At 56.5% G+C, this 12,352-nt stretch carries 16 protein-coding genes; 9 read left to right on the top strand and 7 right to left on the bottom strand.

The features are described 5' to 3' along the window. Window positions 1–1,560: 1,560 nt before the first annotated feature. Window positions 1,561–2,055 (bottom strand): hypothetical protein, encoded by a 495-nt coding sequence (locus Syncc8109_RS04510; protein ID WP_045172717.1) that lies wholly within the window; start codon window positions 2,053–2,055, stop codon window positions 1,561–1,563. A gap of 190 nt (window positions 2,056–2,245) precedes the next feature. On the opposite strand from Syncc8109_RS04510, the gene Syncc8109_RS04505 reads away from it, so the two are divergent. From Syncc8109_RS04505 to Syncc8109_RS04495, 3 genes are all read left to right on the top strand, one after another. Then, a complete protein-coding gene (locus tag Syncc8109_RS04505; protein ID WP_006849591.1) occupies window positions 2,246–2,446 on the top strand; it encodes a hypothetical protein in 201 nt (66 codons plus the stop codon). A gap of 784 nt (window positions 2,447–3,230) precedes the next feature. Continuing rightward, window positions 3,231–3,419, top strand: a complete 189-nt coding sequence (locus Syncc8109_RS04500) for a hypothetical protein (RefSeq protein ID WP_006851411.1) — start codon at window positions 3,231–3,233, stop codon at window positions 3,417–3,419. Window positions 3,420–3,530: 111 nt separating this feature from the next. Next, a complete protein-coding gene (locus tag Syncc8109_RS04495; protein WP_006850824.1) occupies window positions 3,531–3,920 on the top strand; it encodes a putative quinol monooxygenase in 390 nt (129 codons plus the stop codon). A 289-nt stretch (window positions 3,921–4,209) separates the two neighbouring features. Here Syncc8109_RS04495 and Syncc8109_RS04485 read toward each other — a convergent pair whose 3' ends face one another. Then, window positions 4,210–4,596, bottom strand: a complete 387-nt coding sequence (locus Syncc8109_RS04485; RefSeq protein WP_232202467.1) for a hypothetical protein — start codon at window positions 4,594–4,596, stop codon at window positions 4,210–4,212. A 345-nt stretch (window positions 4,597–4,941) separates the two neighbouring features. Here Syncc8109_RS04485 and Syncc8109_RS04480 point away from each other — a divergent pair, with 345 nt between their 5' ends. The 3 genes from Syncc8109_RS04480 to Syncc8109_RS04470 all read left to right on the top strand — a co-directional run bounded on the left by Syncc8109_RS04480 (window position 4,942) and on the right by Syncc8109_RS04470 (window position 7,880). Next, on the top strand, window positions 4,942–5,229 hold the full coding sequence (locus Syncc8109_RS04480) for a DUF1651 domain-containing protein (protein WP_006850392.1): 288 nt from the start codon (window positions 4,942–4,944) through the stop codon (window positions 5,227–5,229). 70 nt (window positions 5,230–5,299) lie between these two features. Next, window positions 5,300–5,479, top strand: a complete 180-nt coding sequence (locus Syncc8109_RS04475) for a hypothetical protein (protein WP_006849826.1) — start codon at window positions 5,300–5,302, stop codon at window positions 5,477–5,479. 577 nt (window positions 5,480–6,056) lie between these two features. Further along, window positions 6,057–7,880, top strand: coding sequence for a gamma-glutamyltransferase family protein (locus Syncc8109_RS04470; RefSeq protein WP_045172715.1), 1,824 nt, complete (start codon window positions 6,057–6,059; stop codon window positions 7,878–7,880). A gap of 16 nt (window positions 7,881–7,896) precedes the next feature. Here the strand turns inward: Syncc8109_RS04470 and Syncc8109_RS04465 are convergent, their stop codons facing one another. Further along, entirely contained in the window at window positions 7,897–8,289 is a 393-nt protein-coding gene (locus Syncc8109_RS04465; protein ID WP_198015272.1) for a DoxX family protein, read from the bottom strand. Window positions 8,290–8,456: 167 nt separating this feature from the next. On the opposite strand from Syncc8109_RS04465, the gene Syncc8109_RS04460 reads away from it, so the two are divergent. Further along, window positions 8,457–9,332 carry a GNAT family N-acetyltransferase gene (locus Syncc8109_RS04460; RefSeq protein WP_006850472.1) on the top strand — a complete coding sequence of 292 codons (876 nt, stop codon included), beginning with the start codon at window positions 8,457–8,459 and terminating at the stop codon, window positions 9,330–9,332. 11 nt (window positions 9,333–9,343) lie between these two features. Here Syncc8109_RS04460 and Syncc8109_RS12530 read toward each other — a convergent pair whose 3' ends face one another. Then, a complete protein-coding gene (locus Syncc8109_RS12530) occupies window positions 9,344–9,508 on the bottom strand; it encodes a hypothetical protein (RefSeq protein ID WP_006851316.1) in 165 nt (54 codons plus the stop codon). 532 nt (window positions 9,509–10,040) lie between these two features. After that, a complete protein-coding gene (locus tag Syncc8109_RS04455) occupies window positions 10,041–10,478 on the bottom strand; it encodes a hypothetical protein (protein WP_006851517.1) in 438 nt (145 codons plus the stop codon). A gap of 39 nt (window positions 10,479–10,517) precedes the next feature. Between Syncc8109_RS04455 and Syncc8109_RS04450 the strand changes: the two genes are divergently transcribed. After that, window positions 10,518–10,754 carry a hypothetical protein gene (locus Syncc8109_RS04450; protein ID WP_006850935.1) on the top strand — a complete coding sequence of 79 codons (237 nt, stop codon included), beginning with the start codon at window positions 10,518–10,520 and terminating at the stop codon, window positions 10,752–10,754. 786 nt (window positions 10,755–11,540) lie between these two features. Here Syncc8109_RS04450 and Syncc8109_RS04445 read toward each other — a convergent pair. Both Syncc8109_RS04445 and Syncc8109_RS04440 read right to left on the bottom strand, forming a co-directional pair. Then, entirely contained in the window at window positions 11,541–11,717 is a 177-nt protein-coding gene (locus Syncc8109_RS04445; RefSeq protein ID WP_232202465.1) for a hypothetical protein, read from the bottom strand. Between the two features lie 8 nt (window positions 11,718–11,725). Further along, window positions 11,726–11,995: a hypothetical protein gene (locus Syncc8109_RS04440; protein ID WP_006851434.1), complete on the bottom strand. Its 270-nt coding sequence runs from the start codon at window positions 11,993–11,995 to the stop codon at window positions 11,726–11,728. Between the two features lie 99 nt (window positions 11,996–12,094). On the opposite strand from Syncc8109_RS04440, the gene Syncc8109_RS04435 reads away from it, so the two are divergent. Beyond that, window positions 12,095–12,352, top strand: coding sequence for a hypothetical protein (locus Syncc8109_RS04435; RefSeq protein ID WP_006850570.1), 258 nt, complete (start codon window positions 12,095–12,097; stop codon window positions 12,350–12,352).

The following is a 12,352-nucleotide window of genomic DNA, read 5'->3' as shown; positions in this document are numbered from 1 at the left end:
AGAAGAAGGAAAGAAAAGTGATTCATTTTCTGAACTATATCGATCAAGACATTGCTGCATAGCCAGCAATTCGTGCAACAAATTGAACGTATTTGACTGAACTAGCACCTATTGGTTGGGCCGGATCTCTGGGGTAAACATTCCCCACTAATAGCAGAGGGGAACACAAAAAGGCCTCTGGAGATCTCACCTCCAGAGGCCCGTGTCCCTCGTTTGACGACCACTTCACTCTTGTCCGGAAAACTCATGATGGGGAGAGGGGGAACCGTCAATACAGGTCGTGGACACCGGTCATGGTTCGGTCGCCCATAGGCAAAAAAAGCGGCAAGTAATGCCGCCCCATCAACAAAGGGACGAATGCGTCGAAGGTGCTGGCGTTCCATCAACACCCTCTTCAATCAATCAGGGGTGCCTTGGGAATCGTTTACGAACTGCAAAAAAATGGAGGTGTTCCCTAAGCACCCCCGCTTTTGACGCATCGCCCCTTCACCGAAGAAGCGTTCAAATGATGACGTGAGGCTCAGCGACAGGTTGTCGCCATCACGACAAACGATGGGTGTGGTCAGCAACCCAAGAAAAAGACAGGGTTTCCTCGCCGCTACGGGTAGAAGCGCTTATCTGGGCTTTCTGGTGCCGACCGCTACGACAGCACTGCTTCAACCAGGGGCATTACAGAAGCAGGCCACAACACAACCTTCATGGAGTTCGCACTGCTTGCATTGTTTACTTGCTCGCTTGCTTCAGTTATCGCAACGGTTTTCCGCGGAACCTACTGATGAGGAGCACGTCCCGTCGGTTGGCCTTGGAGCACCGCTTCGCAAGCACCGTGCTTTGGTCGCTTTTTGCGGCTCTGGTCTTCCAAGCACTGGCGAGTCAATAGACAAGTTCATCTGCACAAGCCATCAACAACCCGTCTTGCCACGGGGGGATCTCACTCCTTTAACGACTGCCACCCTATGCAGACATGGCGTTGAGCTCTGCTGGTTCTGACTATCAGACAGTCTCGCCGTACCAAGCAATTCCTTCATAAAGCCATTCAGGTGAAGCAAAATATCTTGCCCATAGCTACTAGTTGAATACAAATGTATTTTTGATTCGGTATTCAGGCAACGCTTTACAGCCAATGTATTCACCTCGGGCAACACTTGCTCATGTGGGGGCATTTTGGGCATCATCTTGCGCATCAAAAGTGATATTTAGCGTTTTGACATCAAAAAGCGGCCCGTGTGGACCGCCAAAGCCACTGCTGAACTGGCTTTCTTGAACAATGGAGCCTCAAACAACGCTGGTCTGACTCCTTGCATCGCCAGAAGAGAGTCAGTGCAGTGACCAGCGCCCAATGGTCAACGGAACAACCATTGGGAAGAAGGAGCCTTTATCTGCACCTTCCGGTTCCACCATGGCTTAGGTGAAAAAACCGGGTAGCGCCAATGATCCGTTGAGACTGCACAAATTACTTACCGCAATATTGTGGCGCTGATAAAACGGTTAGAGCAGAACAAACCCCGTCTCCTCATCATCCGTTGGCCTGGATCAACAGCCACGCCGCTGCAATCAGTATCACCGGCCGAGAGGCATGACTTCAGATCCACCAAGGGTTCTGCCTTTGGTCGCTAAGTCGTACATATCTTGGTGAATATTGTCCGATTCATTGCTGAACCAATTGGTCAACTCTGGCTGCTCAATTTTTTTGGGGCCTAGATCAATGAAGGAATACTCAAGCGTGATGAAGTCACCACCAACCGTGCGATAACCAAGCTCAAGAAGCATCTGACCGCTCGCAGATGGGGCTTCAATCTGTGCTTGCGTTGCCTTGAGGCTGAGCTCCACAAACTTGCTAGCAACAGTGCCATCACCGGATGCATCCCTGATTCTGATCATTAATGCTGCCCCCTTGCTTTGCCTCAGCAAGAGCCGAGTTTGCTCCCTCAGAAGCCATTGGCATGCAATGGCATTGGCCTGGAGCGAGGTCTTAAAAAACGATAGGTCTTCCTTCAGAGACTGGGTGTTTTTGTCCTGCTTTAGTAAACCGAGTTTCGAGAGCAGCCACTTCATCGCATCGTTGTCAAACGAGACCGTGAATAGCCCATTTCTGAGATGGCGCGACAGATTCTTTTTAACGCTTAACACGAGTATCTGTTGTTACCAAGAAGTCGGCACAAATGACATTGTTGAAGTGTGAGCGTTGTAACGACCAAACGAAAACGATGGAAGCCATGACATTGGTGATTTGCCAGCACGCTCCATGGCTCAAGCAGACTTGATCGCACAGACTCCGCGCGGTTCATCAATCCAAAAAATCGAAGCCGGAAAATTTCTGGTGTGCGACAGCGAGAACGTGTGCTTCTTCACGCGCAGCCTCTACCTCGCCGAAGAGCAGCTGGAGGAGATGGAGCTTGGCTACCGCTTCCCCTATTCAACCAATTTCCACAAAGCGCCCGCCTGAAGAATGGAGCCATTTGAGTAGCGGATTTCGCTGAATCGACTGGCTCCAATGGCTTATGTGTGATGCGTCCTGGTCTCATGCACCTAGCCCGGGACGCGGACCCATTTCAGCGGCAACTGCTGGGTCCGTTTGCATAGCGAATCCAGGCGTTCTTCCGAGGCCTATCGAGCATTTAGGTCGTCCGTATCAGTCGCAACCGTCGCCCGCATCTACCGAAATTTTTGGCGGATCAGCACATCTTCAGAAATTCCCAGACAAGCCTGCTGATTGGCCTCATCATTGAACCCTCAGTTGCCTGCACACCAGATGTGGTGCTGAGCAGCACGGGGAGAGCGACCCTGGTGCTGGCAGAAGAGTTTCCCCATTGAGAGCGATCAGCGGGGAAACTTTTTTGTGCCTCAAAGGCCTGAAAGCTTTAGACATTCAGTGCATCAGGCGCAAATCAATGTGACGTGGCGAACGTATTGATGCGGAATCCGCATCGCTCGGGGAGAACCTGTTTCTCCTCGCGGTTCCGTGGCTCCACATCGTTAAGTCGCAGCTTGGTTGAAGGTCAGCCATCGCGGCAGAGGGAGCTGCTCGAAAACGCCGGCCGTAGCTCTTCGCATCAATCAATTTGATAAGGCCCTGACGACCAAATCGTGAAAGAAATATAATTACCTATTTGCGATATTTAAAGCTTTAAGATGCAACAAACAAGCAAGTGCTTAAGTCATCCCGTTATTTCATGGAGGACAGTATGCAGAGTCAGAAGAACTCCCCGGCCTGCTTTTTGCGGTGGTCTGTGAGCAAGGTTACTGACAAGCTCTATGCGGTTGCGGCAACGGTTGATGGAAAGGAATACGACTTTGTCGGCAATTACAGAAGCGTTCGAGAAGCACAACAAGCAGGCCGCCGCTACGCCAAAGACCTGGTTCATAACTCGATGGCTAGCGGTCGCTTGTCGCTGAAACAACAGCCTCTAGCCGCCTGATCGTTTCCATCGGTTCGTGACTTGAACACATGCCTGGCTTCCCCTGGAGAGGGCGCCTCCAGGGGTTTTTCACCCTGATCCATGGAACACTTGAGCACCGCCTGAGATCCAATGGCCAGCTTCGACAAATCCACCCCGTTCATGTTGCTGGCGCGAATCCACGTCAAACCCGGTTGTGTTGACCAGTACCTGGAGCTGGCTCGCATCACCGACGAAGCCGTTGAAGCATCTGAGCCAGGCATGATTCACCACACCTTTGATCAAGACCCGGACGATCCCCAAGCGTTCGTTTGGTCAGAGGTCTACGTAAACGACAAGGCATTCAGTGCCCATGTCTCCAACCCTCCTGTTCAGGAGTATTTGCAGAAGCATGCGGAGCTTGGTGATGGCTTCAGCGTTGAGGTTTACGGCACGGTGGGCGATGACTGCCGGCAGCTGATGGAGTCGTTTGGACTGCCCCTCAAGATCTTTGAAACCAAGCTCGGATACAGCAGGGTATGAGCAACCTGGCGGAAAGAATCCCACGAGTTATGCCAGACATGCCTATTAGGTGCTGTTTAGTTCATCCCTGAGCTTGTCAAGACGTGTTTTGAGTTGCTCGGCGCGACGGCTTGTTGGCTTGTCGTCTTGGCCCTTCAGCGCTGATTTGATCACGGCGATCTCCTTCTCAAGCTTCCGTCTCCTGGTGAGGGAAAGCGCTTCCTGAGCAAGACCGATCAGAAAATCGCCCCGAGGGGCGTAACAAGGAGGATCTTCACCTGACTCTTGCTGTGCGGGCGCTTCCTCAGGATCAATCATGATCCAGGGCTTTCTCGGCAACATCGGCCGCCACAAGAAACACATAAGAGAGTGCATTCATATGACTGGCCAGATCTTTAATCGAGTCAACGATTTCTTTTCGTGATAAACCACTATCCCGCTGAAGTCGAATGATCTCGTGCGTCAGACGGGTCACATGGTCGCGACCGTAGTTGTAGGCAGTGCCAAAACAATCTTCACTCTCCTCATCAGTCCTGCAGGCTGCGGCAAAGTCTGAAGCAATTTTCTGGGAGAAATCATCAACCTGACGGCAGGGCATTGCTCTCTGAATTTGCCAGAATGTATGCGAGAAAAGGATGAAGCACCAATAACTTTTTGAACCAATGCGTTTAACTTCGAATCCTTGCTTACCAATCAACGAAAAAACTTCATGTTTTTTCTTAGAGAAACAAAAAATTGCTCAACATCTTTCCCCAAGACCTCGATCGATGCATCGACCCATGCAAAGGTGACCTGCCTTGGTTGGACCGTGGTCGCAAGCCAAGGCCACCAGAAGCTTCTCTCAAGCCTCGTTTTGACTGAGACGAGCTTCTTTTCCTCGAGGACAACAACTCATCCATCGATATTTCGTCGGACTCGCGAGCGCACTTGAAACCTCAGCCGCATCCTGCTCAGTCTGCCCTCCCCAGCCAAGCAGCGAATTCGCCATCCTGAGCTTGGGGCTTCGCCTCGGCAGCAGATGGTTTGCAGAGCTGTCTTCTGTTTGTCGTCGCCCCACCCCTTGCCCCGTTACCGCGCCACCCACGAACCACCAGAACAGCCCGGTGGAGAAGGCTGGCTTGTGAGTGCAGAGCAGCAGAAGGTGGTGCAGTTCAAGCCAGATGCATCCACCGTTCATGCCCAGTGGGTGGCGGTGCGCACCTACAGCTGGATCCCGCCCAGACCGCCGGTACCCCAGACCCGGCGTCGGATGCTGCGGCACAACGCCATCGAAGCCTGGAACACGATGCTTAAAACAGGCTGGCGGCGCTGTCCACCGCCGGTGCGCTGATGAATCTCAGTGACGACTGCTGGACCCCTGCAAGCTCTTTCGCCAACGTGATTGAAGTTGCGATCAACCGATGACCGACGGATCCGGCACCTGGGCCAACAATCAGCCCCCAGCAGCAGCCGAAAAACTCTGGAGAGGCCTGGCTCTGGTGGGAGCCTTCCACATCGGAGGAATGCTGATCAACGTTATCTTCCAAATGATGGGCAATAACAGCCTGGATGGAATTCCGGCCAAATTCCTCGGCCTCTGAGCCGATCAGACACGACAAAACGCTATGGAGCCCCTGCAGCAAGCAGGGGTTTTTTATTGGCTACTTGGGAAGCACCAAGAGGATCAACCGCCAGCACAATCAAGGCAAGACCCAGCTATATCGCACTGAGCACAATTACTCATTGTTAAGGGAGATTGCGCAGCATTAAGTTCTCCTCGCATGCACGAGTCGTTCCCGAGGAGTGGGCTCTTCGGGAACCTTTTTTTGGGTAAATTCTGTTTGGGTGAGTGATGTATCCCGTAGGTGGGCCTGCGGATACATCCCTTCCTATTGAACGGCCGCTTCTCGCTAACAGGCGAGAGGAGAGGAGCAGGCGAGCGAACCTGCTCTTTGTTCCCTCCAGAAGCGTTTGCAGTGGTGCTCGCGCCGGCATGACCATTGGCCATGCGGGAAAGATTCTCATTGAGCAGTATGCCTATTCCGCCTCCTGAGAATTCCCTGAGAAACGCTTCGATCGCATCTCGAACGGCCCTCTGCTGATCCAGTCTTGAGGTGAAGGCTGTGGTGCCTTCAATGCGTCAAGCAGGAGCGGGCTGAGGGGCCGGCTCTTTTTTTGATGGGAAGGCCAGCAATCCGCCTCACCAGCCACAAGACTGAAACCAGCCGATCCAACGCCGTGCTCCCTCAGCTCAAAGCGTTGCTGCTGGCGCTGAGCCTTTGGAGCACCCTCCCCGCAGCGGCAGCCCCGATCAGCCGCGACGATCCGGAATCCACCGATCCCGGCCGCAAGGGCATCTCCACCGCCCACGGATCCGCCGTGGTGGTCACCGCAAATCCCCTCGCCAGCAAGGCGGCTCTGGTTGCGCTGAAGAACGGCGGGAGCGCCATCGATGCACTAGTCACAGCCCAGGCGGTGCTGGCGGTGGTGGAACCCCAAAGCTCCGGCCTGGCGGGTGGCGGTTTTCTGCTGTACTGGCATTCCAAGCAACGCCAGCTTGCAGTGCTGGATGGCCGTGAAGTGGCACCCGAACGTAGCCGCCCCACCGACCTGCTCGACGCCGCGGGGGATCCCCTCCCCTGGCGTCAGGCCACCAGCCAAGCCAACGCCATTGGCATTCCCGGCACCGTGGCCCTGCTCTGGGAGGGACATCAAAACTACGGCCGTCTGCCCTGGGCACAAACCCTGCAACCGGCGATCCGCCTGGCCAGCGCTGGTTTTCTACCTAGCCCGCGACTGTTGCGCTCCATCCGCCTGGCCCAGCGTTTTGGCGTGGCCCACAGCCCTGACTTTCAAGCGCTCTACCTGCCCGGCGGCCAGCCACCAGCAGTGGATCAACCTTTCCGTAACCCTTCCCTGGCACGCACCCTGAGGCTGTTGGCCAGGGAAGGAGGCCAAGCCTTTTATCAAGGGCCTCTCGCGCAGCAGATCCTGGGCGGGATCAATGCCCTGCAGGCCGGCGAGCCGAACTTTCGGGGATGGAGCTCCGCCGATCTGAGCAGCTATACCGTGGTCCGGCGCCCCCCTCTCTGCAGCCAGCAGCTCCAGCACCGGATCTGCACAATGCCGCCCCCCAGCAGCGGCGGCTTGGCGCTGCTGCAAACCCTGGCGCTGCTGAACCAGAGCACCAACCTGGCCAGCTCCAGCGCAGGTGAGCCGCAGGTTTGGCGGCAGCTGGCCCGCGCCCAGGCCTGGGCTGATGCGGACCGCCTCTACTGGGTGCATGACCCCATTGACGGAGCGGTGCCCAGCGCAGCCCTGCTGGATCCGGCCTACATCGCCAGCCGGGCAAGAGCTATGCAGCGCGCAAACGGCTCAAGGCCATTGCCGGGACTACCACCAGGCATCGATCGTTATCCCTACGGCAGGCCGAGTCGGGGCATCGAACAGGGCACCAGCCAGATCACGATCGTGGATGCCAGCGGCAACATCGCCTCCTACACCTCCTCGGTGGAGACGATCTTTGGGAGTCGACACCTGATAGGAGGCATGGTGATGAACAATCAGCTCACCGATTTCGCCTTCAAACCCAGCCTTGGCGGCAAACCGGTCGCCAACCGCCGACTGCCTGGACGGCGGCCGATGTCATCGATGGCACCGACGCTGGTGTTCCGCAACGGCGAGCCAGTGCTGGCCCTCGGCAGCCCCGGCGGCCGCAGCATTCCCCATCTGCTCAGCCGAGTGCTGCTGGCGTCATTTGCTTGGGACGAACCGACGGCGCGGGCGGTGGGCCTTCCCCATCTCTCGCGCCGAGGCACAACACTGGTGCTGGAAAGCGATCCGCCGCTGCCCTGGCCGTTTCCTCTGCAGCAGCTCAAAAGCGAAGCAAGCCCGCGGCGTCAGAGCATTGGCAGCGGCACCGCTCTGATTCAAAAAATCGGTGGTGGCTGGCAGGGGGCCGCTGATCCGCGCCGCGAAGGCATGGCCCTGGCCCTGCCCTGAGCCAGCCAGCCGGCGATCAACCCTTGGAGCGCAGGTGCGTGAAGCTGGGCACAGCATTGCCGCAGGCGCGGGTGATGGCCAGGATCAGCGCCCCTATCAGGGCCAGGTTCATCGCAAAGCCACTGTCCACAGGGAAGGTGTGGAAGATCAGCGTGGTGGGCACCAGGAACAGCAGCAGCATCGAGGCCCCCAGCACCGTGTTGCTGCCGAACACCAGCAGGATCGATCCGGCGATCAGCACCACGATCGCCGCCGTTAGTAGCAGAGAGGCCAGGGGTTCGGGGATGCCCTTGGAGGCGATGAAGCCTGCGGTTTCAGCAAAGTTGGTGAACTTGGCCGGCAGGGCATTCACGAACACGGCCGCCATCAGCACCCGGCCGAGGAAATCGAACAGCTTCGAAGCAATCATGGGATCAATAGCCCGCAGGGGCAGGGGAGTCGTGACAAGCACCCTAGAGAGCAACTGTTCACAAAGAACATTCATGCGCCACCAGAGGATGAGCTGATCCAGGGATGGAGATCAGCCGTGAAAGGCGGTAAGACGGACTTCAGCAGGGTCGGGATGGGCCGAGCTCGATGCTGGAGATCAGACCCTTCACCCCCGCCGACCTCGACACACTCACGGCCTTGGCCCGTGAGCAGGATTTCGCTCCAGGAATCGGCGACATCGAGATCTACGCCAACACCGATCGCCAGGGGGTCTGGCTCGCTTGGCAAGACAACACACCGGTGGGCTGCATCGCGGCGGTCACCTACAACCCTGACTATGCCTTCATTGGCCTGTTTGTGGTGAAGCCGGAGCATCGAGGCCAAGGGATCGGTCGTCAGCTCTGGCATCACGCCTTAAAAACCCTCGGCGGCGTGCAGTGCATCGGCCTGGAGGCCGCGGTGCAGATGGTGGACTTCTACGAACGAGATGGATTTCAGAAGGACTGCATCACCACACGCCGGCAGATGCTGTTCCGCAGCGAGGCATCACTCGATTCAAGCCCGAGCCAGCGCAGCGACGTTGCCGTCGTGCCCTTGCACGAGGTGTCGCTGGAGGCGATTCAGCGCTACGACGAACGCCATGAGATCAGCCCAAGGCCCCACTTCCTTGAACTATGGCTCCGCCATAGAGCCGGAGATGTGTTCGCAGCGAGAGATGCCGAGGGCGAATGCCATGGCTACGTGCGAATTCGCCCTTGCCTGCTGCCGATCGGCGAGGGATGGCGGGTGGGGCCATGGCTCGCCGAAGACCCCGGCATGGCCTCGCTGTTGCTCAACAACGCCCTGGACCACCACAACGGTGTGGTGCTGATCGACACCCCCGGCCACAACCCGAGCGCCAAGACCATCCTCAGCGCCAGGGGCTTCAAACCCATGACGTCAACGGTACGGATGTACAAGGGCGTGATCCCCAGGGGGCATGACCGCAACGTATACGGCCTGGCATGCCTCGAGCTGGGTTGATCACTGAACGATCAATCCACCAGGAATTCGCTTCGTAAGGCCCGCGCATCCTGAATCCGCTGCCCCACCGCGAGCTGGCGCAGGCGGTTGTTCAACCAGGCGCGCAGTCGGGTGGACGACACCGACTTGTTGAGCAGTCCGTCCGAAGGCTCTGGCGTGCCGAAGGGAATCGTCATCAGCGACGCGTGGTGGCCCAGGCTAATCAGATCGCAGCCACGCCAGCCCCACTTTCAGCTGGTTCTGCCCTGAAAGGCAATGCGTGTTCGTGCTGATTGCCAGGGCCTAGCCCAGCCCCAAGACTGTCTGCATCGAGATCGGAGGCGTCCATGCGAGACGACGGTCCAACCGAGCAGACGTCAGAAGCAAGCTGACTTTCAGGCCCCTGCTCCAACAGTTTTCACACCTCTTGTTGGGTGCGCCCTTCGACAGGCCTTGTGCGAAAGGCCTGGGCGATCGGCACTCCATCTGCACCGTGCCAGGTGCCCTAAGGAGCTCCCTTCACCCGACCCCTTGGAACATGGCCCCAGGCGCCATAAGCCAGACGCTTCAACCTTCCTTCAGCAACATCTGATGGATTGAGTCATGCACAAACGAGCGAGTTAGGCCGCCTGTTCACCGGAACGGGACGGCCACACAAACCCTGAACAGAACGTTCAGACACAGACCCCCGGCCCCCTCCGTCATAGGGACCGGGGGTCTGCTGCTGATTCAGGCCTTGCGCTTCTCATCGGCCTGCCGCAGTTGCTCACGAAGGATGATCGGATCATCACAATGGGATCTGCGGTAGAGCGCTTTGATCTTGCGTGACTCCTCATCGAGCAATTCAAGCTCAACCGCGTCCGCCATTCCCACGGTGAAATCTTCGATCTGGCGGTCTTCAAACTGATTCTCCAGAGCCATCAACTCTTTCAACGAATCACTCATATACAGACAACTCGACGCCATCAATTTGAGGTTTTCCCGAATCTTGATGTCAGCCTGTTCGCGAACATCCCGCGCCTTTTCCAGCGTGGCAATCAGATCTCCACTAGCCGCCTCCTCAATCGTTGCCGCAGAGACCGTTGAGGTTGTTGCACAACCCATCACCAGCACCAGCAGCAATGCCAGAACAGATTGCAGAACCTTCATCGGAACCCCAGGAGACATGCCACGTTAAGAGGATTCATCAGACGACGTCCCCCTCAGATGGGGGAGACATCGTTTTGGATCACCACCCCACAACCCCTCGAGTGGGTGATGTGTGGCCCTCAGGTTTTACCGATGCTGATGGAGCACGAGACGGAAAAATCCAAGACGATGACCAACACAACCGCCAAAGCTCAATTGCGCGATCTGCTGATCGAACCGCTGATGGGATGGAAAGAGCTTTATGCCCATCGGCAGAACCTGACACAACGGGGGAAGCGCATGCCGGATCTGTAGGTGCGCGATCACCTCGAGCGACTCAAGGCCAGCCATTTCCCAAGCACCTGAATCATCAAGAAACAACGAGCGCAATTCTCAAGGAATACCGAGAGGCGCAAAGAAAATCAAACCCGTATCGGTTGTCGCAGCCCGGTCCAATTATGGACTCGTAGGACGGCTGAAGTTTCAAGCGTGATTCCATGGCCGAAATCCTTCGTTTGCCCTACTCAGTTCAAGGCAATTGAACCGTGGAATCGATCGGCAATAACTTGTATCGGGTCTGCGGACCAGCCGGATGCACGGTTGTGATGGGGCTCAGCAACGCTCTCTACCTGAGTCGCAACGTAGCTGAAGTGGAACACAACCACCGCTCACGTCGATAACAAAAAAATCGCCCCAATCGTGGAGCGATTCATCGAGCCTGAGCAATCCCCATCACCCGGCTCACAGCACCAGATCTTGATGCGTTAGCAGGATGATACTCATCAGGCTCCAGATCTAGGGGGAACAACATCACTTATGCAGAGCCCCTTGATCACACATCAACACTGCATGTAGTGGCCATGCTCGTTATATTAAGAGACCCCATCACCCGGCCCGCCACTTTGGCGGGCTTTTTTGTGGCCGCACCCCAGATGTAGGGCCGAGGCAAACACTACAAAGGGAGTCCACAAAAAAGGAAGGGTTCCCTAATCCCTCCCCTGTTCGATGCAGTTTCCCCCTGTTCTGAGTAGGGGTTACCTGTTGATTCTGTATCCCATGGAACCAAACAGCATCGGTGATTGCACCTAGCGAACGGTCGCATCAGCGATCAAGCAAGCCTCCGTCGATCTTGGCGTCGGGATTGAGCTTGATCAGCATCCAAAGCAACATGGCCGAGCATTCGCGATCACTCACGCCGTAGTCATATTTCCAGTCAGCCATCATTTCCTTAAGCTCATGCTGAGCCTGGGTGATGAACTCATCGTTCCATTCCTGCACCAATCGATTCAGTCCTCTTCGAGATCCTCTTCTGTGACGTAGAAGGGCTCATCAGAACCGGGCTGATCGTTCTCCAGCACGAGCACCTTGAGCGAATCATCGCTCTCAAACACAAAGAGGCCATCCTCATCAGGATGCACCCCCTTCATTTCGGGATGCTGGTTGACAAGGCGCTTGAGGCGGCGCTTCTCTTTCAGGAACTTGGCCCCCTTTTCAACCAGATAAACCGTCAGAGCCAAGTTCACCAGCACAAGGGCGAGGAACTCCAAGGCCTGCATACATCAAAACCGTGTCCGACGACCCTAGCGAGAGAAGGAGGGAGCGCCATAGCAAGCGATACCAACGCCCGCCAAGCTGGGACCAATCAACCGCGACGCATGGTCGACCACAGCCAACAAAAGCTCACGGCTCGCGAGATGGTGCGAGCCCACACCTACCCCGTACTGGCAGCCGTCAGCAGTCTCAGCTTGCTCAGCATCACGGTTCTGCTGATCCCGCAAGCCGTCAAAACCCATCGCTACAACCGCTGCATCGACGCACAGATTGACCTGCGGGCCAGCATCAATCCAAAGGGAGGCACAGCTGCCGGCAAGATGAATTACCTCAAAGCAGTCGAGCACTGCGAAGGCTTCTGA

Source organism: Synechococcus sp. WH 8109 (genome assembly GCF_000161795.2).
Taxonomy (GTDB): domain Bacteria; phylum Cyanobacteriota; class Cyanobacteriia; order PCC-6307; family Cyanobiaceae; genus Parasynechococcus.
The sequence above is the reverse complement of the archived record's forward strand: the minus strand, read 5'-3'. Positions and strand labels throughout refer to the sequence as shown.

Excerpts from the sequence above, each read along its gene's own strand:
- Syncc8109_RS04510 (WP_045172717.1), bottom strand. The coding sequence starts at position 2,055 with ATGAAGTGGCTGCTCTCGAAACTCGGTTTACTAAAGCAGGACAAAAAC.
- Syncc8109_RS04505 (WP_006849591.1), top strand. The coding sequence starts at position 2,246 with ATGGCTCAAGCAGACTTGATCGCACAGACTCCGCGCGGTTCATCAATC.
- Syncc8109_RS04495 (WP_006850824.1), top strand. The coding sequence starts at position 3,531 with ATGGCCAGCTTCGACAAATCCACCCCGTTCATGTTGCTGGCGCGAATC.
- Syncc8109_RS04475 (WP_006849826.1), top strand. The coding sequence starts at position 5,300 with ATGACCGACGGATCCGGCACCTGGGCCAACAATCAGCCCCCAGCAGCA.
- Syncc8109_RS04470 (WP_045172715.1), top strand. The coding sequence starts at position 6,057 with ATGGGAAGGCCAGCAATCCGCCTCACCAGCCACAAGACTGAAACCAGC.
- Syncc8109_RS04465 (WP_198015272.1), bottom strand. The coding sequence starts at position 8,289 with ATGATTGCTTCGAAGCTGTTCGATTTCCTCGGCCGGGTGCTGATGGCG.
- Syncc8109_RS04460 (WP_006850472.1), top strand. The coding sequence starts at position 8,457 with ATGCTGGAGATCAGACCCTTCACCCCCGCCGACCTCGACACACTCACG.
- Syncc8109_RS12530 (WP_006851316.1), bottom strand. The coding sequence starts at position 9,508 with ATGACGATTCCCTTCGGCACGCCAGAGCCTTCGGACGGACTGCTCAAC.
- Syncc8109_RS04455 (WP_006851517.1), bottom strand. The coding sequence starts at position 10,478 with ATGTCTCCTGGGGTTCCGATGAAGGTTCTGCAATCTGTTCTGGCATTG.
- Syncc8109_RS04450 (WP_006850935.1), top strand. The coding sequence starts at position 10,518 with ATGGGGGAGACATCGTTTTGGATCACCACCCCACAACCCCTCGAGTGG.
- Syncc8109_RS04440 (WP_006851434.1), bottom strand. The coding sequence starts at position 11,995 with ATGCAGGCCTTGGAGTTCCTCGCCCTTGTGCTGGTGAACTTGGCTCTG.
- Syncc8109_RS04435 (WP_006850570.1), top strand. The coding sequence starts at position 12,095 with ATGGTCGACCACAGCCAACAAAAGCTCACGGCTCGCGAGATGGTGCGA.